26 protein-coding genes are annotated in these 26160 nt (G+C 65.6%); 7 read left to right on the top strand and 19 right to left on the bottom strand.

All coding sequences use genetic code 11. The features are described 5' to 3' along the window. Window positions 1-89 precede the first annotated feature (89 nt). Entirely contained in the window at window positions 90-410 is a 321-nt protein-coding gene (gene sugE / locus LO55_RS12410; RefSeq protein ID WP_071361672.1) for a quaternary ammonium compound efflux SMR transporter SugE, read from the bottom strand. 106 nt (window positions 411-516) lie between these two features. On the opposite strand from sugE, the gene LO55_RS12415 reads away from it, so the two are divergent. Next, window positions 517-1419: a LysR family transcriptional regulator gene (locus LO55_RS12415; RefSeq protein WP_071361673.1), complete on the top strand. Its 903-nt coding sequence runs from the start codon at window positions 517-519 to the stop codon at window positions 1417-1419. A gap of 37 nt (window positions 1420-1456) precedes the next feature. Here LO55_RS12415 and LO55_RS12420 read toward each other — a convergent pair whose 3' ends face one another. Further along, on the bottom strand, window positions 1457-1906 hold the full coding sequence (locus LO55_RS12420) for an RrF2 family transcriptional regulator (protein ID WP_005665891.1): 450 nt from the start codon (window positions 1904-1906) through the stop codon (window positions 1457-1459). A gap of 159 nt (window positions 1907-2065) precedes the next feature. On the opposite strand from LO55_RS12420, the gene LO55_RS12425 reads away from it, so the two are divergent. Beyond that, window positions 2066-2704 carry a LuxR C-terminal-related transcriptional regulator gene (locus tag LO55_RS12425; RefSeq protein ID WP_071361674.1) on the top strand — a complete coding sequence of 213 codons (639 nt, stop codon included), beginning with the start codon at window positions 2066-2068 and terminating at the stop codon, window positions 2702-2704. A gap of 57 nt (window positions 2705-2761) precedes the next feature. Here LO55_RS12425 and LO55_RS12430 read toward each other — a convergent pair whose 3' ends face one another. From LO55_RS12430 to fliD, 7 genes are all read right to left on the bottom strand, one after another. Further along, entirely contained in the window at window positions 2762-4291 is a 1530-nt protein-coding gene (locus tag LO55_RS12430; RefSeq protein WP_083415312.1) for an HD domain-containing phosphohydrolase, read from the bottom strand. Window positions 4292-4452: 161 nt separating this feature from the next. Next, entirely contained in the window at window positions 4453-5202 is a 750-nt protein-coding gene (locus tag LO55_RS12435; RefSeq protein WP_071361675.1) for a flagellar brake protein, read from the bottom strand. Continuing rightward, window positions 5195-5554 carry an EscU/YscU/HrcU family type III secretion system export apparatus switch protein gene (locus LO55_RS12440; protein ID WP_071361676.1) on the bottom strand — a complete coding sequence of 120 codons (360 nt, stop codon included), beginning with the start codon at window positions 5552-5554 and terminating at the stop codon, window positions 5195-5197. Before LO55_RS12440 ends, LO55_RS12435 begins: the two co-directional genes overlap by 8 nt. After that, window positions 5547-6686 carry a flagellar hook-length control protein FliK gene (fliK, locus tag LO55_RS12445; RefSeq protein WP_071361677.1) on the bottom strand — a complete coding sequence of 380 codons (1140 nt, stop codon included), beginning with the start codon at window positions 6684-6686 and terminating at the stop codon, window positions 5547-5549. Before fliK ends, LO55_RS12440 begins: the two co-directional genes overlap by 8 nt. 15 nt (window positions 6687-6701) lie before the next feature. Then, window positions 6702-7040: a flagellar protein FliT gene (locus tag LO55_RS12450; protein ID WP_229409760.1), complete on the bottom strand. Its 339-nt coding sequence runs from the start codon at window positions 7038-7040 to the stop codon at window positions 6702-6704. 5 nt (window positions 7041-7045) lie between these two features. Next, window positions 7046-7498 (bottom strand): flagellar export chaperone FliS, encoded by a 453-nt coding sequence (gene fliS, locus LO55_RS12455; protein ID WP_071361678.1) that lies wholly within the window; start codon window positions 7496-7498, stop codon window positions 7046-7048. A 22-nt stretch (window positions 7499-7520) separates the two neighbouring features. Beyond that, a complete protein-coding gene (gene fliD / locus LO55_RS12460) occupies window positions 7521-10160 on the bottom strand; it encodes a flagellar filament capping protein FliD (RefSeq protein ID WP_071361679.1) in 2640 nt (879 codons plus the stop codon). Between the two features lie 220 nt (window positions 10161-10380). Here fliD and LO55_RS12465 point away from each other — a divergent pair, with 220 nt between their 5' ends. After that, on the top strand, window positions 10381-11349 hold the full coding sequence (locus tag LO55_RS12465; RefSeq protein WP_071361680.1) for an IS1595 family transposase: 969 nt from the start codon (window positions 10381-10383) through the stop codon (window positions 11347-11349). A gap of 67 nt (window positions 11350-11416) precedes the next feature. On the opposite strand, the gene LO55_RS12470 is transcribed toward LO55_RS12465, so the two are convergent. The 6 genes from LO55_RS12470 to LO55_RS12495 form a co-directional block, all read right to left on the bottom strand. Further along, entirely contained in the window at window positions 11417-11764 is a 348-nt protein-coding gene (locus tag LO55_RS12470) for a flagellar protein FlaG (protein WP_005665907.1), read from the bottom strand. A gap of 85 nt (window positions 11765-11849) precedes the next feature. Then, window positions 11850-13325: a flagellin N-terminal helical domain-containing protein gene (locus LO55_RS12475; RefSeq protein ID WP_071361681.1), complete on the bottom strand. Its 1476-nt coding sequence runs from the start codon at window positions 13323-13325 to the stop codon at window positions 11850-11852. A gap of 312 nt (window positions 13326-13637) precedes the next feature. After that, window positions 13638-14915, bottom strand: coding sequence for a flagellin lysine-N-methylase (gene fliB / locus LO55_RS12480; RefSeq protein ID WP_143054512.1), 1278 nt, complete (start codon window positions 14913-14915; stop codon window positions 13638-13640). Between the two features lie 12 nt (window positions 14916-14927). Beyond that, a complete protein-coding gene (locus LO55_RS12485; protein ID WP_071361683.1) occupies window positions 14928-16532 on the bottom strand; it encodes a sensor domain-containing diguanylate cyclase in 1605 nt (534 codons plus the stop codon). 133 nt (window positions 16533-16665) lie between these two features. Beyond that, the gene (locus LO55_RS12490) at window positions 16666-17313 is read right to left on the bottom strand and encodes a response regulator (RefSeq protein ID WP_005665914.1); all 648 of its coding nucleotides are present in this window, start codon (window positions 17311-17313) and stop codon (window positions 16666-16668) included. Then, window positions 17310-18428: a sensor histidine kinase gene (locus LO55_RS12495; RefSeq protein ID WP_071361684.1), complete on the bottom strand. Its 1119-nt coding sequence runs from the start codon at window positions 18426-18428 to the stop codon at window positions 17310-17312. The genes LO55_RS12490 and LO55_RS12495 overlap by 4 nt, the downstream gene beginning before the upstream one ends. Window positions 18429-18539: 111 nt before the next feature. Between LO55_RS12495 and greB the strand changes: the two genes are divergently transcribed. Together greB and LO55_RS12505 are read left to right on the top strand one after the other, a co-directional pair. Further along, window positions 18540-19106, top strand: a complete 567-nt coding sequence (gene greB / locus LO55_RS12500; protein WP_071361685.1) for a transcription elongation factor GreB — start codon at window positions 18540-18542, stop codon at window positions 19104-19106. 28 nt (window positions 19107-19134) lie between these two features. Then, complete coding sequence (locus tag LO55_RS12505) at window positions 19135-19719, top strand: biliverdin-producing heme oxygenase (RefSeq protein WP_071361686.1); 585 nt, start codon at window positions 19135-19137, stop codon at window positions 19717-19719. Window positions 19720-19778: 59 nt separating this feature from the next. On the opposite strand, the gene LO55_RS12510 is transcribed toward LO55_RS12505, so the two are convergent. From LO55_RS12510 to LO55_RS12525, 4 genes are all read right to left on the bottom strand, one after another. Then, complete coding sequence (locus LO55_RS12510) at window positions 19779-22022, bottom strand: RelA/SpoT family protein (protein ID WP_005665921.1); 2244 nt, start codon at window positions 22020-22022, stop codon at window positions 19779-19781. A 79-nt stretch (window positions 22023-22101) separates the two neighbouring features. After that, window positions 22102-22305 (bottom strand): DNA-directed RNA polymerase subunit omega, encoded by a 204-nt coding sequence (rpoZ, locus tag LO55_RS12515; RefSeq protein WP_005665923.1) that lies wholly within the window; start codon window positions 22303-22305, stop codon window positions 22102-22104. A gap of 82 nt (window positions 22306-22387) precedes the next feature. Beyond that, the gene (gmk, locus tag LO55_RS12520; protein ID WP_005665925.1) at window positions 22388-23035 is read right to left on the bottom strand and encodes a guanylate kinase; all 648 of its coding nucleotides are present in this window, start codon (window positions 23033-23035) and stop codon (window positions 22388-22390) included. Window positions 23036-23248: 213 nt separating this feature from the next. After that, entirely contained in the window at window positions 23249-24136 is an 888-nt protein-coding gene (locus LO55_RS12525) for a YicC/YloC family endoribonuclease (protein ID WP_071361687.1), read from the bottom strand. Between the two features lie 94 nt (window positions 24137-24230). Here LO55_RS12525 and LO55_RS12530 point away from each other — a divergent pair, with 94 nt between their 5' ends. Both LO55_RS12530 and LO55_RS12535 read left to right on the top strand, forming a co-directional pair. After that, window positions 24231-25229, top strand: coding sequence for a serine/threonine protein kinase (locus LO55_RS12530; RefSeq protein ID WP_071361688.1), 999 nt, complete (start codon window positions 24231-24233; stop codon window positions 25227-25229). Between the two features lie 2 nt (window positions 25230-25231). Next, window positions 25232-26158, top strand: coding sequence for a PP2C family protein-serine/threonine phosphatase (locus tag LO55_RS12535; RefSeq protein ID WP_071361689.1), 927 nt, complete (start codon window positions 25232-25234; stop codon window positions 26156-26158). Window positions 26159-26160 lie beyond the last annotated feature (2 nt).

Below are 26160 nucleotides of genomic sequence, written 5' to 3' on the forward strand. Positions count from 1 at the left end.
GCGCTCCCACAGCGTGCCGCCAGCGCCGGTTCCTGTGCTGGCGTAATACCGCCGGGTTGCCATTGTGGTCCGGGATCGCCGGGCGTTTTTCAGGCCGGCGTCGCCAGCTTCAGTCCGATGATGCCGGCCGCGATCAGGCCGATGCAGGCGATGCGCGCCGGGTTGGCCGACTCGCCGAACAGGACGATGCCCACCAGGGCGGTGCCGACCGCGCCGATGCCGGTCCAGATCGCATAGGCCGTTCCCAGCGGCAGCGTCTTCATCGCCTGCGACAGCAGGCCGAAACTGATCGCCATCGCCGCCACGGTGCCGACCGTGGGCCACAGGCGGGTGAATCCTTCCGTGTACTTCAGGCCGACCGCCCAGCACACCTCGAACAACCCTGCAAGAAACAATACCAACCACACCATGATGCTCTCCTCGACTGGATGCGGCAGACGTTGCCGCTGATAAGGAGCGCATCTTATGTGAATCAGGATGATGGAAAAAGTCAGCAGCTGTCAGTATGATTGATAGATGGCTTTCGATCTCGACCATTTGCGCATCCTGCTCGCCGCCGTCGATGGCGGCTCGTTCTCGGCCGCCGCGCGCGCGCTCGGGCGCGTCCCCTCGGCCATCAGCATGTCCATCGCCAACCTGGAAGCCGAACTCGGCCTGGAACTGTTCGACCGCAGCGGCCGCGAACCGCGTCCCACCGACCACGCGCTGGCCTTGCTGCCGCAGGCGCGGCTGCTGGTCGAGCAGTTGCGGCTGCTGAACCAGCACGCGCTGTCGCTGAGCCAGGACCTCGAGCCTTCGTTGACCCTGGTGCTGGTGCCCGAGTTGATGGCCGCCGCGCCCTGGCACGCTGCGCTGCGGGCCCTGTCCGACGAGTTTCCCTTGCTGGAAGTGAATGTGCTGAGCGCCGCGCAAGCCGATGCCCTGGCGATGTTGCAGGATGGCCGCGCCGACCTGGCGCTGGTGTTCGAGCGCTACGGCATGGATCCGCGCGAAGGTTTCCAGGAAGTGGCCCAGGAAACCCTGGTGGCGGTGCTGGCGCCTGACCACCCCTTGCTGGCGCGCGTGCCGGCCGGCGCGATCCGCGACCAGCACCTGCTGGGCGAGCGCCAGATCGTGATGGCCGGCCGCCACGCCGACCAGGTCGACAAGCGCATCGCCATGTCGCGCCTGCAGTGGAAGACCGACAATCCGGTCGCCGCGCTGAGCCTGGTAACCGCGGGGCTGGGCTGGGCCTGGTTGCCCGCCGGCTTCGTGCGTGCGCCGCTGGCGGATGGTCAGCTGGTGCAAATCCCTTCCGCCAATTTCACCAACATCATGAAGTTGTTCGTCGACGTGGTGTGGGCGAACAGCCGTCCCATGGGCCTGGCGGCGCGCCGCTTCGTGACCCTGCTGAACGAGCGCCGCACGCATTCGTCCTGAGGCGGTAGATGAAGGAAGCGCGGTCGACGCTGAAGGTTCAGGCGGCCTTGCGCCGGTGCACGGTGACCGGCATGTCGCGCGGACGCGGCTCGGGCAGCAGGGAAGCCAGGGTGTGACGGTCGAGTTCGGCCAGATAGGCGGCGGTGGCATTGCCCAGCACGCTCTTCAGGCCGCAAGCCTTGACCAGGCCGCATGGCGTGCCGTTGGGGTCGAAGCACTCGGCCATGTAGAAGTCGCTCTCGCTCATGCGCACGATGGCGCCGATATTGATGTCCTTCGGTTCGTGCGCCAGGCGAAAACCGCCGTTGCGGCCACGAATGGTTTCGATCGTGCCGTTGCGTGCGAGCTCGTTCACCACCTTCATCAGGTGGTTTTTAGAGATGCTGTGCAGGTCTGCGATCTCCTGGATCGTCACCAGGCGGCCGGGATTGCTGCCCAGGTGCAGCAGCGTGCGCAACGTGTAATCGGTGAAGGAGGTCAGACGCATGATCGCCCAAGTATAACGCATTCGCATGCCAGCCTATCGAAGCGCCGCCCGGCGCCTGCCGGCGCATTTTTTACATGGTTTAACTTGCCGGACTTAACTTGTCGTTCCAATATGAACGAACGGGTAGCGTGCCCGACGCAGCCACATCAGGAGTACACCATGCCGACCATCCCATCCGCCGTTCATATCATCCACACCGATCCGGTGATGACCGCCGGCCTGCACGCCATCCTGGCCGGCCGCCAGGAATGGCGCGTCAGCACCCACCTCAGCACCCACCTGAGCCAGCCGGAGGCGCGGCAGGTGGCGCGGGTGCTGGTCGCCGACTACGACACCGGCCTCGCGCTGGCGCGCCGGCCCGAGCACGCTGGCCTGGGCCGGCCCAGTATCCTGATCGTCACCCAGCTCGACAAGGAATGGGAAGTGCGCCTCGCGATGGACGCGGGCGTGCAGGGCTACGTGCTGCAGTCGTGCAGCCAGGGCGAGCTGCTCGAGGCGGTCGCGTCGCTGGTCCAGGGCCAGCGCTACCTGAGCGAATCGGTGACGCGCAGCGTGGCCGCTAGCCTCAGCCGCGAAACCCTGACCGGCCGCGAGACCGACGTGCTGCAATTGCTGGCCGAGGGCTGCTGCAACAAGTCGATTGCGCGCAGGCTGGGCATCGGCGTCGGCACCGTCAAGACCCATGTGAAGGGCGTGATGAGCAAGCTCGACGCCACCGCGCGCACCCATGCGGTGGTGGTGGCCACGCAGCGCGGCCTGATCCGTCCGGGCAGCGGCATCCGCAGCGCCTATAACTGATCGATCGGGATGCGGCCCCCGATGGTCCTGGGGCGAGCAAAGGAACACGCCAGGCTCTCAGATGAGTCCGAGAGTCAGGGCCTTGAGGGTGGCGGCGGCGCGGGTCGAGCAATCGAGCTTGCGGAAGATGCTCTCGACGTGGGTGCGCACGGTGCTGGGGCTGATGCGCATGGCGCGCGCGGCCTCCTTGTTGCTCTCCCCGAGGCTGATGCGCTGCAAGACCTCGGCTTCGCGCGCCGACAGCGTGGCGCGCACCGGCGCGCCACCTGCGGCCCCCGCGCCCGCAGTGCCCGTTCCATGTGCCGGCGTGGTGCGAACGCCCGCCGCCGCGGCCAGCACGGCGTCGACCGTGGCGCGGTCGAAGCGGCCGCCCGTCACCTGGGCCTCGAGCAGGGCGATCGCCGCCGCCGGCTCGTGGGCTGCGCGCCATGGCCGCGGCGAGCGCAGCGCCGCCCAGGCGGCGGCCACGCCCAGCAGGCGCTGCGGCGCGCCGAGGGCGCTCGCGTCCAGGCTGCGAAAGTAGCCGCTGCCGTCCAGCCGCTCGTAGACGTGCGAGGCCAGTTGCGCGTCCGGCCCCAGGCCGTCGATGCGGCTGCCGGCGCGCGCGGTCCAGTAGGGCACCAGGCGCACCGCTTCCCAGTCGGCGGCGCTCAACCTGCCGCTGCGTTCCCACACCGTGTTGGTCACCGCCGCGCGCCCGATCCCGTGCAGCAGGGCGGCGCGCGCAAGGAGGCGCTGCTGCGCCTCGGGCAGGCCCGCCAGCTGCGCCGCCTCCTGCGCCAGCAGCGCGACGCGGCGTGAATAGCCAGCCAGCCAGGGCAGCTTCAGTTCGATCATGTCGGCCACCAGGGTGAGCGGCACCGACACCGGAAGAAAATCCGGCTGCGACGATGGCGCTTCGGCGGCCTCGAGCTCGTCGAGCCAGGCGCGCGCGTGCGGCGCCACGAGCGCCACCAGGCGCGCCGGGTACTTGACGTCGCCCAGCTGCGCGATCATGTCCAGCGCGCGCTCGACGCCATGCACGCGCGCCAGGATCTCGAGGTCGCCGCCCAGCACCGCGTGGTACACCACGTTCGGCACTTCGTCGCCGCGCAGGCGGAGCGGAATGCCGCTGCCGTCATGGTGCTCCCACACGTGGCGCAAGCCGCTTTCGACCGCGGCGGGCAAGCCCATCATGGCCGCGATGTCGCCCGCGACTTCGCAGTGGACTTCGGCCAGTTCGGTGGTGTCGGAGAGGCGCGCCGCCTGCCGGGCATCGAGGGTGCGGCTCACCAGCGCATGGCGCACGCCGACGTCGTCGCCCAGCATCGCGGCGAAGCCGGCCGCGTTGGCGGTGCAGCCCGACCAGCGCAGCAGCGCCACCATGCGCGCATGCCCGCAGGCGGCGGCGTTGGCGCCGGCCGCCGCCGCCACGCGCGCGGCCAGGCGCGCGGCGCGCTCCGACCCGTCGATCGGCTGGCCCATGCTCAGGTCGCCGACGATGGCGAGCAGTCCCATGGCCTGGGACAGGGTTGCGGTGTCGTGGCCGTGCAGGGCAGCCGCGGGAAGCGACAGGGAGGGGGTAGATGCGCGCGCGGCCGGGTCCATCGATCGTTGGTTGCATGCCCGGGGCGGGGTGCCCCGGGATCTGGTTGCGCAGACCGGGTTGATGACGTTCCAACCACGAATCGCCGCGCTAGTATAGCCAAGTTCGGCGAGCTCGTTCCCGCTCCGTCACACGGCGCCGGCGCCGCGGGCCGCCTGAAGGTTCAGGCCAGGCCGGCGAGCTTCGCGTTGCGTTCGCGTTCGAGCTTGGTGATGTAGCGCTGCACCGCGGCCAGGCCGCCGCGCGAGATGTCGACGAACTGGCAGCCCAGGCGGCGGCTGGTCTTGTGGTTCAGCAGGGTGAGGTCGAGCGAGTTGCGGATCTCGAGCGAGGTCGCGATCGGCCCGATCTCGGGCAGCTCGATGCGGCAGCCCTCGATCACGCGGCCGACGCTGGCGCCCAGCTGGAGCTTGTTGTCGAGCAGGGCGACGCCGCCGACGCTGATGTCGTGCAGCGGGAACACGCCCATGCCGCCGCCGGCGTCCATCGGCACCGGCACCAGCGCGCGCACCGGATTGCTGACCGGGGTCGGCATGCGGTAGTACTCGCGCCGCTGCAGGCGGATCAGGGTGGGCGGGATGTCGGCGCGCAGCGCGGGCTCGCCGCGCCAGGTGGTGGGGCCCAGGCCGTCGGCGCCGAACAGGATGCGGATCTTGTCGAGCGTGGTTTCGCATTTCACGCGGCTGGCGGCCACGATGCGCTCGTTCTGGGCGCGGTCCACCGAGCGGTCCAGCACCACGGTGCCGCTGTCCTCGTCGACCGCCAGGATCGAGGTGACGCAGACGTCGGCCTCGCCCTTGATCAGCATGCGAATCAGCTGGTTCTTTTCTCCGATCTGGCGCAGCAGCGCCACGATCTCGCGGCGCGAGCCTACTTCGTAGTCGTGCCAGTCTTCCAGTTCTGCTTCAATCATCGCTTGCATCTGTCCTTGCCGCTAATTCCGTTGGGAGGTGGGGCGTCGGATCGGGCGCGGGAGGCAACAGCCCACCATGTTGTCGAGCCGACTCGATATGATATAGCCATGCCAACAGTTCCGCAATTGCCCGGTACAGGGCGGGAGGAATCTCGCGGTCGAGATCCACCTGCATCAGCAGCGACACCAGCTCCTTCGATTCGTGCACGAACACCCCGGCGTCCTGGGCGCGCCGGATGATCTGCTCGGCGACGAGGCCCGAGCCCTTGGCCACCACGGTCGGCGCGCGCTCTCCGGCGCCGTAGGCCAGCGCCACGGCGTTCTGGCGCCGCTTGTCGGCCTGCTCACCCATGCTCGCCATCCGTGTCGTCGGCCGCGCCGGCGCGCGCACGGGCGTCGAAGCCGGCCAGCGGCGTGCCCACCGCATCGAGCGCCCCGGCCAACTGCGGCATGTGCTCGCGCAGCAGGCCGGCGGTGGCCTCGTCGGCCGCGGCGAACCGCACCTGCAGGCTTCCGTTCACCATGCGCAGCTGCGCCTCGAGTTCGCCCAGCTGCGGAAAGCGCAGGCGCAGGCGCGAATGCCAGATCGCCTGCTCGCCGTCGCCATCACGATGGGCCTCGCGCTGCACGTCCCACTCCATCGGCTGGCCCGGCCACAGCTGGCCCTTCCAGGCCAGGTGCGATTGCTCCTGGGCCGCCAGCTGCATGCTGATGAATTGCGCAGTCGCGGGATCCTGCGCATTTGGGCGTGCGCCGCCCTGCGCAGCCTGCTGCTGCGGCTCGTTCGCCAGTTCGGACAGGGGCAGGGCGCCGCGCGCCCATTCGGCCACGTGCGATTCGTAGAACAGGCCGCTCTTGCCGAACGCCTGCTGCAGGCCGGCGGCAAGCAGGGCCGGATCGGTGCCGGGGCCGGGCGCCAGCGGCGCGCGGCCGATGATGCTCGAGAGCTGGCTGTCGGCCTTCTGGGCTGCGGCCAGCACGCCGGCCAGGGCCTGGGCGGTGGGACTCAAGGTGGTGTTCTTCGCTTCGGTGCCGCCGGCGAACGCTTGCGCGCCGAGCGCGGCGCCGGACGCCAGCAGGGCGCCGGCGCGGCCGACGGCGGCGCCTTCGCGGTACGACAGCGGCGCATGCGCGCCGTCGGCGTCTTCTTGCGGCGCGGGACCGGCTTCGGCAAAGGCGGTCGTGGCGCTGTTGGCCTGGGATCCGACCTGGAAGGTGGGGCGCGGATGCAGGCCGACCAGGGTCATCGGCACGTCGGCGCCGACCTGGGCGCCGGGAGGCAGCTGCATGCGGGCCTGGGTGTCGGCGAACTTGACGACGAAGGTGCCATCCAGCAACCGGGCCTGGACCGTGCCGTGGATGGCCTTGCCCAGCAGCGGCGCGATCTCGCGCGCGAACGCCTGCTGGCGCGGATCGGCGGCCTGCTCGGCCGGCCGGGCCGCAGTGACAGGCGTGACGCTGCCGACGAGTTCACGCGGCAGCATCCCGCCCTCCCATCATCAGACGCCGTAGGCGCGCACGACGCGGCGTTCGGTCGAGGTGCTCTTCATCAGCGACGACAGGTGCGCCATCCATGGCGTGGTGAGGTCGCGGATCTGGCGGTCGGTGTCGAGCATGCGGCGGATCGCGTTGACCTTGCGCAGGCGCTCCTGTCCGCCCAGCGGCGCGCCGCCTTCATTCGCTTTCAAGCGATTCGCATGGCGCGCGCATTCCTGCTCCAGTTCGGCCAGGCGGTCCCACTCGTTGGCGCTGGCCGCATCGAGCATGCGCTCGGTGATGCCGACCATGGTTTCATAGGTGGTCACGACTTCCTGTCCGCTCATCGTCATCGTCGTCATCTCTCTCAGGCGCTCATCAGGGTAGGGGCTTTCTGGATCGCGGGCGGCATCGGCTCGGCCGCGGCCTGCTGCTCGCCGATCTGGACCCAGGCTTCGCGCAGGTTCGCCATCAGGCCGTGAATCTCTTCGACGATGGTGGCGTCGTTCTTGATGTTCGCTTCCAGCAGGCGGCGGCTCATGTAGTCGTACAGGGCGTCGAGATTGGCGGCGATTTCGCCGCCGGCCTTCTTGTCGAGCGAGGCGCGCAGGCCGTTGTCGATGATCGTGATGGCCTTCGAGATCGAGGCGCCCTTGGTGGCGATGTTCGACGACTTGATGCCGTTGATCGCGCTGAGCAGGGCGACGATCACGCCGTCGTACAGCATGACCACCAGCTTGTGCGGCGAGGCCGAAGCGACGCCGGTTTCCAGGCCGACCGTGGCATAAGCGCCGACGCCGCGTTTAGGGGTTCCAAACATGTGATTCTCCAGTGATGCTCAATTAACCCCAGTTGGCCGACAGGGTCGCCAGCTGCTGGGTAAGATAGTTAGAGGTCGACTGCATCGAGGCCAGCATGGCGTCGAGCGCGACGAACTGTGCGCGGTAGCGCTTTTCCATGCTTTCCAGGCGCGTCTCGAAGCGCGAACGCTGTTCGGCAACCGACTTGATCGAGGCGTTCAGGCCGTCGGTCTTGCTCTTGAGCAGACTGTCCTTGCCGACGAAGCCGGTCGCCAGGTTGTTGAGCTGGTAGGCGAAGCCCTGCGAAAAGGTGACCGAGCCGCGGTCGCCCACCAGGCCGCCGGTGATCGACACCTGGATGCCTTCGGCAGGCGAGCCGGCCGCTGCGGTCAGCGATTGACCATTGCCGGTGGCGGCGACGCCACCGATGGTGCCTTCGACGTCCTTGCCCTTGGTCGGCGTGGCGCCGCCGAAGATGCTGTTGACCGCGCTGCCGCTGACGCCGGCGATCGAGATATTCGACACATCGCCGTACTTGCTCGACGACAGCGTCAGGCGGCCATCGTCGCCGACCGAGGCCTCGACCGTGTCGCCGGCGCCGGCGAAGGTGGAGTTGCCGTTGATCGCGGAGCGGATCAGCGCGGCCAGGTCGTCGTTGCTGTAGGTGCCGGCCTGGAGCTTGATTTCCTGCGTCTTGCTTTCGGTGACCGGGTCGGTCTGGTTCAGCGTGACGCGCCAGACGGTGTTCGGGGCGATCGTGGTCGAGCCGGTGAGGGCGGCGCTGCTGACCAGGTTGCCCTGGGTCGCCAGGCTGGTGATGTTGATCGCATACGTGCCCGGCTTGGTGGCTGCGCTCGACTTGTCGAACTTGATCATGTTGTCGGTGGTCGAGCCCATTGCCGCGAACAGGCCGCCGAAGTCGGCCGCGTTCTCGGTGATCGCTTTGTTGAGCTTGGTCGAATCCACCTTCAGGCTGCCGTCCTGCTGGAAACCGATGCCAATCTGCGTCAGCGAGTTCAGCTTGCCGCCGGTGCCTTCCATCACGGCGCTGATCTGGCGCCGCAACTGGCTCTGGATCGAGCGCACGCTGGCGTCGCCCTGCAGGATTGCGCCCGTGCCGGTTTCGGCGTTGTAGCTGGTAAGGCCGGTAATCGTCTTGTTCAGGTCGTTGTATGCCTTGACGAAGTCGTTCACCGCAGTGGTGATCGCCGCCGTGTCCTTGGACACGGTGAGCGTCGTGCTTCCGAGCGAGGTGACGTCCAGCGTCACGCCCTGGATCGCATCCGTGACCGTGGTGCTGTCGCTCTTGATCTCGATGCCGTTCATGTTCAGCTTCGTGCTCTGGGCGCCGGCCGTCTGCGTCAGGTTCTGCACGCCCGCCGGGTCGTAGCCGAGCATGGCGGCAATGGCTGGATCGCCCGCATCGCCATCCTCGCCGGCGACGCTGATCTTCATCGTCGTTGCCTCGCCGGTCTTGTTCGAGGTCAGCACAAGGTGGTAGGGCTTGGCGCTGCCATCCGACACGATGGTCGCGGTGACGCCCATGTCGGCCTTGTTGATGGCGTCGCGGATGCCCTGCAGCGACTGGTCGCCCGCTTCCAGGGTGATGGTCTTGCTGTTGATGGCGCCGTTGAGCGAGAAACCGGAGTCCATATGGGAGCCGACGCTACCCGCGGCAAAGCCGGCGGCAGCCGGGTTGGTGCCGCCGACCACGATCTGGTTGCCGTCGTTCGAGCGCAGGGTGACGCCGGCCGTCGCACTGAAAGTCGAGCCCGCGTTGGCATCGGCAGGGTCCTTGCCGATGCCGCCGCGCACGGCGCCGGTCACGGTCTCGGTGATGTCGATGGTCGAGCCATCGGACGCGGTGAACTGCAGCGTGCCGTCTTCGGCGCTGCCGCTGACGGTGATGTTGGCGGCCGCCAGCGCATTGCGGGTGCCGGCGCTGGCCAGGGCGGTATCGAGGTCGGCCGCGGTCAGTGGCGCACTGCTGCTGTTCAGGCTGGCCAGCTGCACACCGCCGACCGACAGCGCATAGCTGGCGCCGTTGTCCATGCTGACCTGGCCGAAGTTGTCGAACAGGCCGCTCTGGGTGGTGGTGGTGCCGGCGGTGGCGACGACGCCGGTCTTGTCGCTCTGTGCATTGATGGCCTCGGCCAGCGCGCGCGCGCTGCGCGTGGTCGGGCCGGTGCTGATCGCGATCCCGTTCAGGCTCAGGGAGCCGTTGCCGATGCCGCCGCCCGCGGCGCCTGCGCCCAGCGCAGCGCCGGTGGCGCCGAAAGTGCCGCCGGTGACGGTGCCGAACTGGAAGGTCAGGGTGGTCGGGGTGCCGGAACCGATGGTGGCGGTGGTGCTGGAAAAGCCGCTGGTCTTCAGGCTCTGGGCCTGGGCCATCTGGGTCACGTTGACCTTGTAGCGGCCCGGCACGGCGCCATTGCCGGCGGTGCCGGAAAGGATGTCCTTGTTGGCGGAGGAAGCGCTCAGTCCCTGGAAGGTGGCCGGCTGGTTCAGCGACGTCAGCGCACCCTGGAACGCGCCGACGGCAGCGCTGACCTGATTGAGGGCCGCCGCGCGCGCCTGGAATGCCGCCGTCTTCTTGTCATAGTTGGCAAGAGGCGCGGACTCGGCCTGCATCAGCTGGCTGACGATGGTATTGATGTCTAGCGAGGTTGAACTGACGGCCACTTGTTTCTCCCGTGAAAGCGATATCGTATGTGATTATCGACAGAAACAAAGCGGACTTAAGAGCGGTAAATGCGGCTTTATTTTGATTTTGCTGAACAGCATCCGGTAACCGGTGCGGTACGCCGATGAAAAAGGCGCTGTACCCGCTAGATATGGATGAGCATTGAACTGCTGAGCTGACCTGGGGTCCAATCGCTGTCCTAGTAGATCGGGAGCGCACATGAAAGCGCCGAATTTTGCGAAGCTGTTCGCCCAGCTGATGCTGCTGAATCAGCATCAGCGCCAGCAGGTGCTCGCGGCACTGCATCCTGCAGCCGGGCTCGACCGGGTGGTCGCCCTCATCGGCGATAGTCGGTCAAAGGGGCGGCGTTGCCCCGATTGCGCCTGCGAGCGGTGTCACCGGCATGGGCAGGCCAACGATTTGCAACGCTATCGCTGCTGCGCCTGCGGCCGCACCTTCAACGACCTGACCGGCACGCCGCTGGCGCGGCTCAGGCACAAGGGCAAGTGGCTCGATTATCTGGACACGGTGCTCGATTCGCGCACGGTCCGCGCCGCGGCCAAGCGTGTCGGCGTGCATCCCAACACGGCGTTTCGCTGGCGCCACCGCTTCCTCGACCGGGTCAAGGACGACCGGCCTGAGCGCCTTTTGGGTATCGTCGAGGCTGATGAAATGTTCCTGCTTGAATCGCAAAAGGGTGCGCGCAAGCTGGATCGCCAGCCGCGCAAGCGTGGCGGCAGGGCCGCCCTGCGCGGCATCTCGCATCACCTCGACTGCATCCTGGCGGCGCGCGACCGCAGCGGCCAGACCATCGACGCCGTGATCGGACGCGGCGCCTTGAAGGTGGCCCAGCTGGTGAAACACCTGCTGCCGAAACTCGACAGGCAAGCGCTGCTGGTCACCGACGCCAACGCCGTCTACTCCGCCTTCGCCCGTGCCCATGGCATCGCACACCAGGCTGTCAATCTCAGCGCCGGCGAACGGGTCCGCAACGGCGCCGAGGGCGCCATCCACGTTCAAAACGTCAACGCCTATCACCGACGGTTCAAGGAATGGCTGGCGCGCTTTCATGGCGTGGCCTCGCGCTGGCTGCCCAACTACCTGGGCTGGCAGTGGGCGCTCGATGGCGGGCGAGTCACTTCTGTCGGGCAATTGCTACGTATTGCATTCGGAGTCATCAACAGATAACGATGACAGCGCCATGAAGAAAGCGCCACATCCTTGCGGATGTGGCGCTTCATGGCGGCGCTGGCGGTCAGGCGGTTTGCCGGATCAGCAATCCCTGCATCTTGTCGATCGACTTGGCCATTTCCAGGGCTTCCTCGGTGGGGATCTGGCGAACCACCTCCTTGGTGCTCTGATCGATGAGCTTGACGACGACTTGCTTGCTATCCTCGTCGATCTCGAATTCCAGGCTTTGGGCCGAAGGCGGCATTGCCTCGTTGAGCTTCTTGACGGCGGCCGACACTTCTTCCTTGCCCGGTGCGGAGGCTGGCGCGTCGGGGGCCTGCTGGCGCCCCACGACCGCAGCTTGCCCGGCCACCGCGGCTGGACGTTCATCCAGTTTCGGTGCGGGCGACGAACCCATTGATTGGATCTGCATGTCGATTTCCCTAGTAAAAATTCCCCGGCTGAATTTCTTCAGCCGAGGAACCGCTTACTTCGCGTTGTTGTTACTGCCTGGGCGATTAGCCACGCAGCAGCGACAGGACGCCGTTCGGCAGCGAGTTGGCCTGGGCCAGCATCGAGGTGCCAGCCTGCTGCAGAATCTGACCACGGGTCATGTTCGCGGTTTCGGCAGCGAAGTCGGTGTCGACGATGCGGCTGCGCGATGCCGACAGGTTTTCAGTCGACGAACCCAGGTTCGAGATCGCCGATTCGAAGCGCGACTGCAGTGCGCCGTATTCCGCGCGCTTGCTGTTCACCGAAGCCAGGGCCGCGTCAGCGGTCTTGATGGCAGCCTGGGCGCCTGCGAAGGTGCTGATGTCCAGGTCGGCGACCGACTTCAGTTCCGACGCGCCGCCGCTACCGGCCAGGGCGAAATCGCTGTCCTCATCGACGACCGAGAAGCTGTTTTCCGAGTCCAGCGTCAGGCTGCCCTTGACGGTGCCGACGCTGTCGTCGGCGTCCGACGCACCGGCCAGGGTTTGCGGGGTGGCGCCAGCGGTGCCGTCGGTCTTGACCGAAGCGAGGGTCGCGGTCGTCGTGGCATCGGTCGAGGTGTTGGTCAGCTTGATGTCGTTGCCATCGGCGTGCGTCAGCTTGAGGCCGCCGGCGGTCGCGTCGTAGGAAGCGGTCACGCCGGTCTTGGCCGACTGCGCATTGAAGGCGCTGATCGCTGCGGCATAGCCGTTGGCGTCCGCTGCGGAGCCCATCGAGAACGAGATGGTGACAGCTTCGTCGTTGTCCGACTCCAGCGAGAAGGTGTACGACGAATTGGCGGTCGCACCCAGCACGGCTTCGGTCTTGGCGGTGGCGGTCACGCCGGTGTCGCCGCTGAGCTTGTTGATCTGGGCAGCGGTGGTCTTGGCCGAATCGCCGTCGGCGATGGTGATCTTCTCCGAGCCGCCCGAACCGTTGATGGTGACGTCGCCACCGGTGAATGCGCCCGTGCCCTTGATGGCTTCCGGTGCGTTTTCCGCCAGGCGGTTGTTGCCGTAGGTGGTGGTCGTGAAGTTCGAGCCGTTCATCGAGATCAGCTGGCCTGCATTGGCGCCGACCTGGAAGTTCGCGGTGCCCATCGAACCGTCCATCAGCTTCTGACCGTTGAATTCGGTGGTGTTGGCGATACGGTTCAGTTCCGAGGTCAGCTGGGTGACTTCGGTTTGCAGCGCTTTGCGGTCGCTGGCCGAGTTCGACGAGTTCGACGACTGCACTGCCAGTTCGCGGATACGCTGCAGGATGTCGCCCGAGCTCGACAGCGCGCCTTCGGCGGTTTGCGCCATCGACACGCCATCGTTGGCGTTACGGGTAGCCTGGGTCATGCCCTTGATCTGCGACTGCATGCGGTCGGAAATCGCGAGGCCAGCGGCGTCGTCCTTGGCGCTGTTGATACGCAGACCCGACGACAGGCGCTGGATGGAGGTGTTCAGCGATGCTTGCGAGGTCGACAGGTTGCGCTGCGAATTGAGGGATGCGACGTTGGTATTGATTACGGATGCCATGGTGTCTACTCCAGAGACTTGGTCTTTCAGGGTGCAGCGACTGTGCTGCTGTGTACTTTGGTCCGTCGCGCTGTTCCGTGACGTTCAAACCGCTGTTGTTGCTGGTAACGGTGCCCCATGGAAAAAGTTTAGGGCCCCATTGTGGAAAAAGTGAGGATTTTCAAGCACCTCGGCCAAACATGGTCTCTCTTGGCGGCAGGCAAAGAGAGAACTTGAGGGCAAAAAAATCTTTTTTTGCAGAGCTAAAGAGGGGCCTGGGGCTGATCGGTGCAGGCCGTTCTTTATTGAAGTTGCAATGCAACGCAGCCTGGATCAGGTCCGGAGCAGCCTGTACAACCTGGCCAACTCGGCCCAGCCGCTCTGATACAGGGCTTCCTTGACGCGTTTGGCGTGCGACGGGTCGTGCTGGAAGCGGCGGCATTGCAGTTGCACGGTCGAGGCCAGCGTCGCGCTCGAGGGCAGCGCGCCGTCGGTATTGCATTGCACGGCCAGGAGCAGGCGCAACAGGCCGAATCGGGAGATCAATTGCACGTAGCTGTCATAAGGAGAACTCCCCTTGAACGGAACGAACTGGGAGAACATCTCATTCACCAGATAGTTCTCGAGTAACCACGGCGTGTGCGCCAACGCCTCGTCCATGCGCGCCAGGCCGCGCCGGTAGGCGCCGACCAGCGCCTCGGGACTCACCTGGCCGTTGAAATCGGCGCCAAAGCGCGAGGCGATCTGCTGCATCATGTCGCGCTGGAACGCCGAGGCCGTGTCAAAACCTTTTTCCGCCCACAAGGTGGCGAATACCATGGCCTGGGCGGCATGATCGGGCTGGATCTGCTCCAATGCCGTCGTCAGTTCGCCGTTCTCGATCACGCGAATGAAGTTCTCGATCATGTCCGGGATGCGCGCTTGCTCGTTCCCGGAACACAGTGCATCGAGTGATTCGCAGAATGTGCCCAGCATGGCTAATCGTTGCCACAATGCCAGTTCACGCGTGCGCATCAAGTTGATGCAGAACATACGGATGTCCGCCATGCGTTCCGGCACGATCCCGAAGTGTGCATCGACCTGGGGCAGGAGCGACCCCCGCAGCTGGACCGGGGCCTCGACGAAATCCATGGCGTCCTCGGCCAGCAGCGCCAGGCGCGCTGCCTCCGGGCATGACAGGCTGATCGACTGCTCGACCTGGCCCAGCATGCGGCGGTTGGCGCGCGGGTAGAGATGGCAGGTATTCGACAGATACGATTCGCCGAGATGGGACTGTACGGCGCACATGCCATCTTGCAGCGCCGAGCATCGTTGTTGCTCACCGATCGTCTTGATCATGGCGTAGGAACCCGTGGTCTCCGGGTGGTCCAGGCGCTCCATATTGGCCATCAGCTGGTCCAGCGCCGGCACGGCCTCGTTGCGATAAGCCTTGTAGGTCTTCTTGTCGATATAGATTGTCCAGCCGGAGCAGCAGGTGTCTTCGCAATTCGATCCAATGCAGCGAAAGCGCTCCACGAAGCGCGGCATGAGAGCCGGGAATGTCTGGGTGCGATGCAGGATGGGCATGGACTGTCTGTCAAGTTGAGCGTAACACAGGGCAGTGTAAGCCAAGCAAGTCGACGCTCAATCCGCGATCACCACCCGATTCTTCCCGCTATTCTTGGCTTGGTACATCGCTTTGTCGGCCCGCGCCATGAGCGACGCCTGCTCTTCGTTGGGCACCCGGAGCGCCACCCCGCACGAGAACGTGATGAGCATCTTCTCGTTATCGTGCAAGAAAAAGTGCTTGGTAAGCTCGCGCTGCACCCGCACCATCGCCGCCGCCGCCGCCTCGACCGTGGTCTCCGGCAGCAGGATCAGGAATTCCTCGCCGCCGAAGCGGGCGATCACGTCCATCGAGCGCAGGGTCTCGCGCACCACCTTCACCAGGTGCTTGAGCGCGGCGTCGCCCGCCATATGGCCATAGGTGTCGTTCAGGCGCTTGAAATTGTCGAGGTCGAGCAGGGCCACGCACAGCGGCGTCTTTCTGCGGTCGGCGCGCGCGCTCTCGCGTTCGAACACGTCGTCCAGTCCGCGGCGGTTGAGGCTGCCGGTGAGCTGGTCTTCGCGCACCAGTTCGCTCATATGCTGGAGCTCGGCTTCCAGCTCGCGAATGCGCTGCTCGGCCTCCTGCACCTCTTTGTGCGCGCTGACCATGCGGTCGCGCGAGGCCAGCGCCTCGTCCTGGGCGTTGCGCATCTCGCGCAGCACTTCGTCGAGCACGCCGTTGATCTCGTTCACGTCGGTGGCCTTGCCGATGCGTTCCGAGAAGCCGCCCAGCCTGGCGTGGTAGTCGCTGGTGGCGGCGGCGGCCGAGCCGAGGCGGTCGATGAAGGTCATCATCATGTTCTTCATCGCCCCGCGCACGTCGTCGATGCCGTGCTTGAGGTGGCCCTGCTTGATGATCACGTCCTTCAGGCCGCGGGTGGCGTCTTCCAGCGCGCGCGTGTCGAGCGGGCCCTTGATCAGTTCCTGCACCACCAGCACCTGGCCGCGCATGTAGTTGTCGTCGTCGAGCAGGCCCTCGATATTGTCGAGCAGCAGGCGGAACAGGCGCAGCAGCAGTTCCTGCTGTTCGGCGCCGTCGTCCTTGCGCAATTCGATCTGGAAGCACAGTTGCTTCAGGCGCGCCGCGATGTCCTGCAGTTCGGACTCGCCGACGGCGGTCTTGACCGCCGCGCCGAGCGCTTCGGCCTCGGCCGACAGTTCGGCGTCGCCGCTCAGCAGCGAGGCGCAGGCGAAGGACAGGGTGCGCGCCAGCATCTCGCGCAGCAGGACGGTGTCCGGTTCCTCGTCGCCCAGGGCCATCACCGGGGTGTTGCGGCGCAAATGACGCTCAGACATTTGTCCCAGCGCCTGGGTATAGCCGGTCCAGTCTTCCAGCTTGACCGCGCGCGTCATCCGGCGGCCGTACTCCGCCAGCTCGCCCGGCGTCTCGGCCATGCGGCGCGCGAAGCCGGCCAGCACCTCGATCGCGCCCGAGTCCGGCGCCGGCGCGGGAGCTACCGCCGGCGGCGCTGGCGGAATGCCGGCGATCTCGTCATAAATGGCGCGGTAATTGTCCGGCGTCGGCGCGATGCGGCGCGTGGCGAGGCGGCGGAACGCCTCGCGTGCGATTTCAGCGGGATTCGCAGCAGGATTGGCTGGTTGGTTCACGGCGGGCGCGGCGGGAGTGGACGAGATGGACATGGATGACTGCGCAGTGACGAATTCGCGGGATTGGCGACATGATAATCAGCTTTTTTGCCGTGCATCAATTAAAAAACAGTAACACTGTCCTTGAGCGCACTGGTTGCCGCCGCAGCGCAACGGAATGTCACATTCAGTCCACCAAACCGTTACGGATGGCGTAGGTCGTCAGCTCGGCGCTGGTCTTGAGTTTCATTTTGACCAACAAACGGGCGCGGTATTCGCTGATGGTCTTGACCGACAGCGACAGCTCGCGCGCGATCTCGCTGACCGTCATGCCGGAGGCGATCATGGTCAGGGTCTGGTACTCGCGGTCGGACAGGCCTTCGTGCACCGCCGCCTCGTGGTCGGCGCCGATCGAGCTGGCCAGGGTCTGGGCCAGCGCCGCGCTCACGTATTTCTGGCCGCCCGCCACCTGGCGGATCGCCGTCACCAGCTCGCGCGGCGCGCTCTGCTTGGTGAGATAACCGGACGCGCCGGCCTTCAGCGCGCGGATCGCGTACTGGTCTTCGCGGTGCATCGACAGCATCAGCACCGCCAGTTCGGGTCGGTCTTTCTTTATCTGTTTCAATACGTCGATGCCGTTGCGGTCGGGCAGCGAGATATCGAGCAGCATCACATTGGCCTTGGACTTGCCCACCAGCCGGGCGGCGTCGACGCCGTTCTCGGCCTCGCCGGCGACGTTGATGTCGCGCTGCTCGGCCAGGATCTGCTTCAGGCCCTCGCGCACGATGGCATGGTCGTCGGCGATGAAAACGCGGATGTTTACTTTGTCGGTCATTCTTCTTCTTGCGCTGCCTTGTGGGCCGCCGCCTGCTGGGCGGAAGCCTTCGATGCCAGCCTGGTCTTGATGGTCACCATCGTGCCACCTCCGGGCGCGGACGACAAGGCCAGCGTGCCGCCCAGCGCGCTGGCGCGCTCGCTCATGCCGCGCAGGCCGAACGATTGCGGCTTGAGGCGGTCGGCGGGCTGGATGCCGCGGCCGTTGTCGCAGATCGCCAGGGTGAGCAGGTTGCGCTGGCGCCGCAGCGACACCGTGACCCGGGTCGCATTGGCATGCTTGGCGATGTTCGTGAGCGCTTCCTGGAAGATGCGAAACAGCGCGCTCGCATGGTCGGGCTCGAGCTCCAGGTCCCCATCGTCGTCTCGATGCGGACAGCGCATGATGACGGCGATCCCCATCTGCTTCTCGAACTCGCGCGCCTGCCACTCCAGTGCGGCGACGATGCCGAGGTCGAGCGTGCTCGGGCGCAGGTCGAGCGAGATGCGGTGCACCGCCTCGATGGTGCGGTCGACCAGGCCGTCGACGTAGTTCGCCTTGTCGTGCAGGTCCGGCTGGTCTGGCGGCAGGCGCGCCGACAGCATGGCCAGCGCCATCTTGATCGCCGTGAGGTTGCCGCCCAGGTCGTCGTGGATCTCGCGCGCGATGCGGGTGCGCTCGTCTTCCTTGGCCTGCTCGATATGCGCGGTCAGCTCGGCCAGGCGCTCGCGCGAACGGTGCGATTCTTCCTGCTCCTGCTTGCTTGCCGTGATATTGGTCATGATGCCATCCCACTGTACCGCGCCGTCCTCGCGGGTATGCGGGGTGGCGCGCAGGTTGATCCACTTGACGTCGTTCCAGGCCGGGATGCGGATCCGTCCTTCCCAGTTCCAGGCCGCCAGGGCGGCGGCCGACTGCCGCATCGCCTCGTGGTAGGCGCGCCGGTCTTCCGGCAGGATCAGGCTTTCGAACAGCGCGGGTTCGTCCTGCAGCTCGCCGGGCGCCAGGCCGAGCAGCGCGCTGCAGCCGTCGTTCAGGCAGGGGAAGCTGGTGCTGCCGTCGGGGTGCAGGACGAACTGGTAGACCAGGCCGGAGGTGGGAGGATGTTCGGTATGGAAAGGAGAGGGCAGGCTCATTGTTTTGTCTCGTCGTTTCTTTTGCGTGCACTGCTTTGGCTTGTCTGCATCATACGATAAAAGCGCGCGAATCCTGGCGCAGGCGACGCCAAGTCTCGTTACAATAAGGTCATGAATAAGGCATTTGTAAAAGAGTCCGATAACGACGACGACGAAGAATCTTTGGCCCTGGCGCAGGCGATTCCCGCCGGCGCCAAGAATTACATCACCCCGGCCGGCTACCAGCGCATCAAGGACGAGTTGCTGCAGCTGATCGACGTCGACCGGCCCGAGGTGGTGCGCATCGTGCACTGGGCCGCCTCGAACGGTGACCGTTCCGAAAATGGCGACTACATCTACGGCAAGCGCCGCCTGCGCGAGATCGACCGCCGCATCCGCTTTCTCACCAAGCGCATGGATTCGGCCTTCGTGGTCGATCCGACTGTTCACTACGGCAACGACCAGGTCTTTTTCGGGGCCACGGTGAGCTATATCAACAAGGCCGGCGAAGAGCACACCGTCACCATCGTCGGCGTGGACGAGCTCGATCCTTTGAAGGGCAAGATCAGCTGGGTGTCGCCGGTGGCGCGCGCACTGACCAAGTGCCGCGAGGGCGACGTGGTGCCGCTGCAGACCCCGCTCGGCATGGACGAACTGGAGATTATCTCGGTCGATTATCCCGAACCCGTGGCCGACTGAGTTCCGGGTTGGCTGCTAAGATGAGGTCATGAACCGACCTCACGACCCGGCGTCCGACCTGGACGCCCTGGCCGCGCTGCGCGCCGCCACTTCCGCACGCCACGAACGGCTCGACAGCGGCTTGCCGTTGTCCAGTCCTGCCCCCGATGTGCACGACTATGCCACGCACCTGACGATGGTGCGCGACTGGCTGGCGCCGCTGCAGGGCTGGCTGGACGGCTTCGCCGACGGTCCGCAGACGGTGTTGCCGACGCTCGGGCGGCTGGCGCTGATCGATGCCGATCTGAATGAGCCGGGCATGCCGCCGCTGCGCGCGCCGTCCAACCCGCATGCCTGGCCGCAGGATGCCAGCGCCGCCTACCGCTGGGGCGTGGCCTACGTGATCGAAGGATCCCAGCTGGGCGGGAAGGTATTGTACGGAAAGCTCTCGGAACGGCTGGCGCCGCATCCATTGCGCTACCTGCGCGGGGCCGACGAAGGCCCGGGGCCGCGCTGGCGCGCGTTCATGCTGGCGCTGAAAGAACACGTGAAGTCGCCGGACGAGATTGCCGACGCGTGCGCGGGGGCGTGTGCGGCGTTTGACAGCATCCTGGCGCTGGCGCCATTGCGATAACTGGAAACATGACGTGGGGTCGGCGGCGTAGCCGCCAACCCCACGGGCGGCAAGACGTTTTACGACCGCTCCCGCTCCACGCGATTGACTCCCGCCACCCGGCGCAGATTGCGAATCAGCTGCGCCAGATGCACCCGATCCTTGATCTGGATCGTGAAGCGCAGCTGCGTCATGCTGTGCTCGTCATCCTCGTCCATGCCGACATAGGTGATGTTGGCGTCCGACTCGCCGATCTCGGCGGCCACGCGGGCGAGAATGCCTTTTTCGTTGTTGATCAACAGGCGGATGCGGCAGTCGAAGCGGCGGTTGAGCTCGTCACCCCACTGCACCGCGATCCAGCGGTCCGGTTCCTTGGCGCGGATGCGCTTGGCCGGCAGGCAGTCGCAGGTGTGGACCACCAGCGCCTGGTCGCGCCGCAGCTGGCCGGTGATCTGGTCGCCCGGGATCGGCAGGCAGCAGGGCGCCAGTTGCACCGCCACGCCTTCGCTGCCATAGATCGTGACCGGCGCGATCTCGCTGGCGGGCAGGGGTTTACTCGACGGCAGCAGTTCGGGGTCGCCCTCCATCAGGCCGAAGATATGGCGCGCCACCAGGGCCGGCATGCGCTTGCCGATGCCGATGTCGGCATACATTTCTTCCATCGACTTGGCCGAGGTTTCGGCCAGCAGGCGCTCGATGACGGCGTCCGACAGGTCTGGCTTGATATTGCGTACGGCCAGCGCCTGGGCCAGCAATTCCTGCCCCAGGTCGACCGATTCGTTGACGTCGATCGCGCGCAGGTGGTGACGGATCGCCGAGCGCGCCTTGCCGGTGCGCACAAAAGTGAGCCAGGTCGGGCTCGGACGCGATTCCGGATCGGTGATGATCTCGACGATGTCGCCGTTGTGCAGCTCGGTGCGCAGCGGCTGGTCTTCGTTGTTGATCTTGACGCCCACCGTGTGGTCGCCGATGCCGGTGTGGATCGAGTAGGCGAAATCCAGCGCCGTGGCGCCGCGCGGCAGGGCGATGATCTTCGACTTGGGCGTAAACACATACACCGAATCCGGGAACAGGTCGACTTTCACGTGTTCGAGGAACTCGGCCGAGTCGCCGGTCTGCTGCTGGATGTCGAGCAGCGACTGCAGCCAGGCATGGGTGCGCTGTTGCAGGTCAGACATGTTCGAGTCGCCCGTCTTGTACAGCCAGTGCGCCGCCACGCCGCTCTCGGCGGTGCGGTGCATCTCTTGCGTGCGGATCTGGAATTCGACCGGGGTGCCGTAGGGGCCGATCAGCGTGGTGTGCAGCGACTGGTAGCCGTTGATCTTGCCGATCGCGATATAGTCCTTGAACTTGCCGGGCATCGGCTTGTACAGGGCGTGCAGGGTGCCGAGCGCCACGTAACAGTTGGGCACGCTGTCGACGACGACGCGGAAGCCATACACGTCGAGCACCTGCGAGAACGACAGGTGCTTGTTGCGCATCTTTTTATAGATGCCGTACAGCGTCTTTTCGCGGCCATAGACTTCGAACTGCAGGCCGCTGGTCGCGAGCTGGTTCTTGACCGCCTCGAGGATCTTCTTGACCACTTCGCGGCGGTTGCCGCGCGCGGCCTTGATCGCCTTCGACAGCGTCTGGTAGCGCAGCGGATACAGGTGCGAGAACGAGAGGTCTTGCAGCTCGCGGTAGATATTGTTCAGGCCGAGGCGGTGGGCGATGGGGACGTACACTTCCATCGTCTCGCCGGCGATGCGGCGCTTCTTGGCCGGCACCATGACGCCCAGGGTGCGCATATTGTGCAGGCGGTCGGCCAGCTTGATCAGGATCACGCGCACGTCGGACGCCATCGCCAGCAGCATCTTGCGGAAATTTTCCGCCTGCGCTTCGAGCTGGCTCTGGAATTCGATCTTTTCGAGCTTGGACAGGCCGTCGACGAGGTTGGCGACCTGGGCGCCGAAACGCTCGATCAGTTCGTCTTTCTTGACGTCCTGGTCTTCGATCACGTCGTGCAGCAGGGCGGCCATGATGGCTTGCGCATCGAGCTTCCACTCGGCGCAGATCTCGGCGACGGCGATCGGATGGGAGATATAGGGCTCGCCCGACTTGCGGACCTGGCCCAGGTGCATCTCGTCGGAGAAGCGGTAGGCTTCCTTGACCTTCTTGAGTTCGGCGGGCGTGAGGTATTCGGACAGCATCGTGATCAGCTGCGTGACCGATGCGACGCCGGGAGCGACGGGCTCGAGGTAATCGGGAGGACGATTGTCGGCGCGCCGCTCGCGTGGAGCAGCAGGGTTGCGTGTATTGGTCGAATCTGGGGACAGGTTCATTACGTTAAATCGTCAAGCCGTAGTGATCACAGAATAACAGAAGACGGGATAACGCTAATCCAGGCAACCCCGAAGGGAATTACATCGGCACTTTTTTCAGCATTTCCAGGCCAACCTTGCCGGCGGCGATTTCGCGCAGGGCGACGACGGTCGGCTTGTCTTTCGCTTCGACCTTCGGGGTGTGGCCTTGCAGCAACTGACGAGCACGGTAGGTAGCGGCCAGGGTCAGCTGGAAGCGGTTCGGGACGTTCTTGAGGCAGTCTTCGATGGTAATGCGGGCCATGTGTGTGCTCCTGATATGCGAAAAAATTCAGTTCAAAACGGGTAACGACAACGGTGAAAAGCGCGCCTGAATGGCGCGCTGATCACGATTGAGGTTGATGCGCGTGGATTCCCAGCTGGGCAAACAGCGTAGCGTTGCGGGCGGCCTGTTGGGCGAACCGGCAACGTGTCGCTTTGACAATCGCCTGCAGTTCGGCCAGGGCGACGTTAAACTCTTCGTTGATGATAGCATATTCGAACTCCGGAGCGTGAGCCATCTCGCCGCCGGCCGCCAGCAGGCGGCGCGTGATGATGTGCGGCTCGTCCGTGCCACGCTTGTGCAGGCGCTCTTCCAGCGCCTCGATCGACGGCGGCAAGATGAAGATGCCGGCCGCGTCCGGGAACAGTTTCTTCACCTGGCGCGCGCCCTGCCAGTCGATCTCGAGCAGGATGTCGGTGCCGTTCTTCATCTCTTGTTCGACGGTCAGGCGGCTCGTGCCGTAGTAATTGCCGTGCACCTCGGCCCATTCCAGGAATTCGCCGCGTTCGGCGCGGGTGACGAAATCCTCGGCGGTGGTGAAGTGGTAATGCTCGCCATCCAGCTCGCCCGGACGCGGCTTGCGGGTCGTGGTCGAGATCGACAGCTTGATGCCGGGTTCCTGCGCCAGCAGGGCGTTGACCAGGCTCGATTTGCCGGCGCCGGACGGGGCGGCGACGATGAACAGGCTGCCGGAGAAGGCGTGTGGGAGCATGGTGGTTCCTTTGTTAATACGTTTTTGACGCGAGTGCGTGCCGCGATAATAATGACAATCACGCTAGCATAAATACGTCGTTCCCGCGAAGGCGGGAACCCAAGTTTTTGGCGTTTCGATAACGCTTGCAAACTTAGGTTCCCGCCTGCGCGGGAACGACGTTTTGGGGCTAACAAAAAAAATAAATCTACGGGCTGAACAACGTCAGCCGGATCACTCCAGATTCTGCACCTGCTCCCGCATCTGCTCGATGAGGAGCTTGAGTTCCATCGACGCATCCGCCAGCTCCTTGACCGAGGCCTTGGCGCCCAGCGTGTTCGCTTCGCGGTTCAGTTCCTGCATCATGAAGTCGAGGCGCTTGCCGACCTGGCCGCCTTTTTTCAGGATGTGACGGGTTTCGTTCAGGTGGGCCGACAGGCGCGACAGCTCTTCGGAGACGTCGATGCGGATGCCGTACAGCGTCACTTCTTGCCGGATCCGCTCCAGCACTTCCTGGCGCGTGAGCGTCGACGGATTGCCGTGGCCGGCCAGGCCCAGGGCGTCCTGCATGCGCTCGACCGCCTTGTGCTGGAATTGCGAAATGACTTGCGGGATCAGCGGCGTAATGCGCTTGACGATCGCTTCCATCGATTCGATGCGCGATTGCAGCATCGATTCGAGCGCCGCGCCTTCGCGCTTGCGGCTGTCGACGAAAGCGGCGATGGTGGTGGCGGTGAGGGCGGCGACGTCGGCCTGGAGCGACTCCTGGCCGATCGTCGATTCTTCGATGACGCCCGGCCAGCGCAGCAGCTCGGCCACCGTCATCGGGGAGGCCTGGGCAAAGTGACGCGTGACTTCGCCCTGCAGGCGGGCGAGGTCGGCCAGCAGTTCCTGGTTCAGCGCCGAGGAGCCGCCGCTGACCTTGCGGCCGAACGACAGGCGCACCTCGACCTTGCCGCGCGTGATCGCGGCCATGATCGCCGAACGCAGGTCGGGCTCCAGCGCGCGCAATTCGTCATTGATGCGGAACTGGAGATCGAGGAAGCGCGAATTGACGCTCTTGATTTCGATCGTGAGGGTTCCTGCAGCGCCTTCGCTGGTGGCGACCGCGTAACCTGTCATGCTTGAAATGCTCAATGGGATCCCCGGTTTTTATTCTTTACAAAGCCGACATTTATCCACACAATCGCCCTGTTTAGCAAGGAAACCCACTTGGATGGCTGCACAGAATAACGCTCCCCTGCCCGATGGGCTGGACATTGCCGGATACCGCATTGTAAAGAAAATTGCGTCCGGTGGGTTCAGTATTGTTTACCTTGCCTATGACGGCGAAGGGAACGCGGTCGCCATCAAGGAGTATTTGCCGAGCGCGCTGGCGCTGCGCCAGCCGGGCGAATTGGTGCCCGTCGTCGCCAAGCCGCACCTGGCCGTGTTCCGTATCGGCCTCAAGTGCTTTTTCGAAGAGGGTAGGGCGCTCGCGCGCATCGTGCACCCGAATGTGGTGCGCGTGCTGAACTTCTTCCGCGCCCACGACACCGTCTACATGGTGATGGCTTACGAATCCGGGCACTCGCTGCAGGAACACATCGCGCGCGCCGCCGCCAAGGGCAGCCGCCTGGGCGAGGGGTTCGTGCGCCAGGTGTTTGCAGGCGTGTGCGCCGGCCTGCGCGAAGTGCACGCCAACAAGCTGCTGCACCTCGACCTCAAGCCCGCCAATATTTATTTGCGCCTTGATGGTTCGCCGCTGCTGCTCGATTTCGGCGCCGCGCGCCAGACCCTGCACAGCGATGCGCCGATGCTGGCGCCGATGTACACGCCGGGCTTCGCCGCGCCCGAGCTGTCCGCGCGCGGCGCCAGCCTCGGACCGTGGACCGATATCTACAGCCTGGGCGCCGCCATGCTGGCCTGCATGAGCGCCACGACGCCGCAGTCGGTCGAGGCCCGGCGCGCCGGCGACCGGCTGCTCGAGCAGCTGGATACATTGGTGGGACGTTATTCGCCCGAGCTGATCGACCTCGTGCAATCCTGCCTGGCGCTCGATCCGCTCGCGCGTCCGCAGAGCGTGTTCGCGATCCAGAAAGCGCTGCAGGCCGCACCGGCGGCGCCGCGCGCGGCGGCGTCCGTATCGGTGTCCCCATCGGCGCCGGCACAGGCGCGCGGCGGCTGGCGCGGACTCGTCGACCGTCTCGGCGCCTTCGGGCGCGGCCAGGGGTAATCATGCAATTCTCCGTCTACCAGCAAAGCCATATCGGCGGCCGCAAGGTCAACCAGGACCGCATGGGCTACTGCTTTACGCGCGACGCGCTGCTGCTCCTGCTGGCCGACGGCATGGGCGGGCACATGAACGGCGAGATCGCCGCGACCATCGCGCTGCAGACGGTGTCGATGATGTTCCGCATGCAGGCGCGTCCCTACGTCAAACGCCCCGAGCGCTTCCTGGAAGAAGCGCTGCTGCAGGCCCACCACGACATCCAGGCCTATGCCGCCACCCACGGCCTGCCCGAGATGCCGCGCACGACCGTCGTCGCCTGCCTGGTGCAGCACAACTGCGCGGTATGGGCCCATGCCGGCGACTCGCGCCTGTACTGGGTGCGGCGCAACCAGGTGCTGGCGCGCACGCGCGACCATTCGCATTTCGAATACCTGGTCGACCGCGGGCGCGCCGATCCGAGCGAGCGCGCGACCCACCCCGACCGCAACAAGCTGTACAACTGCCTGGGCGCCTCGAGCGCGCCGAAGATCGAGCTGTCGCACCAGGTCAGCCTGCAGCCGGGCGACGTGCTGCTACTGTGCTCCGACGGCCTGTGGTCGATGCTGCCCGAGGCCGAGATCGTGCACCGCCTGGCGACCGGCAGCGTGGTGCAGGCCGTGCCCGCGATGGTGCAGACCGCGGCCGCCGTCGGCGGCGCCCAGGCCGACAACACGACCGCGCTGGCCATCGCCTGGCAGGGCGCCGACACCGCACAGGCCGGCCTGCCCAATGTGATCTCGACCCAGCTGCTGGGCGAGGACATGGTCAGGTCGACCATCGTCGGGGCCGATGCCGCCCCGGGTGGCGCGGACGCCTTCGGCGACGACGACATCGAAAAAGCGATCGCCGAGATCCGTGCGGCGATCGAGAAGTCATCCCAGGTCATCAAGTAAAT

The sequence above is a fragment of the Massilia timonae genome (assembly GCF_001866515.1).
GTDB classification, from domain to species: Bacteria; Pseudomonadota; Gammaproteobacteria; order Burkholderiales; family Burkholderiaceae_D; genus Telluria; species Telluria timonae.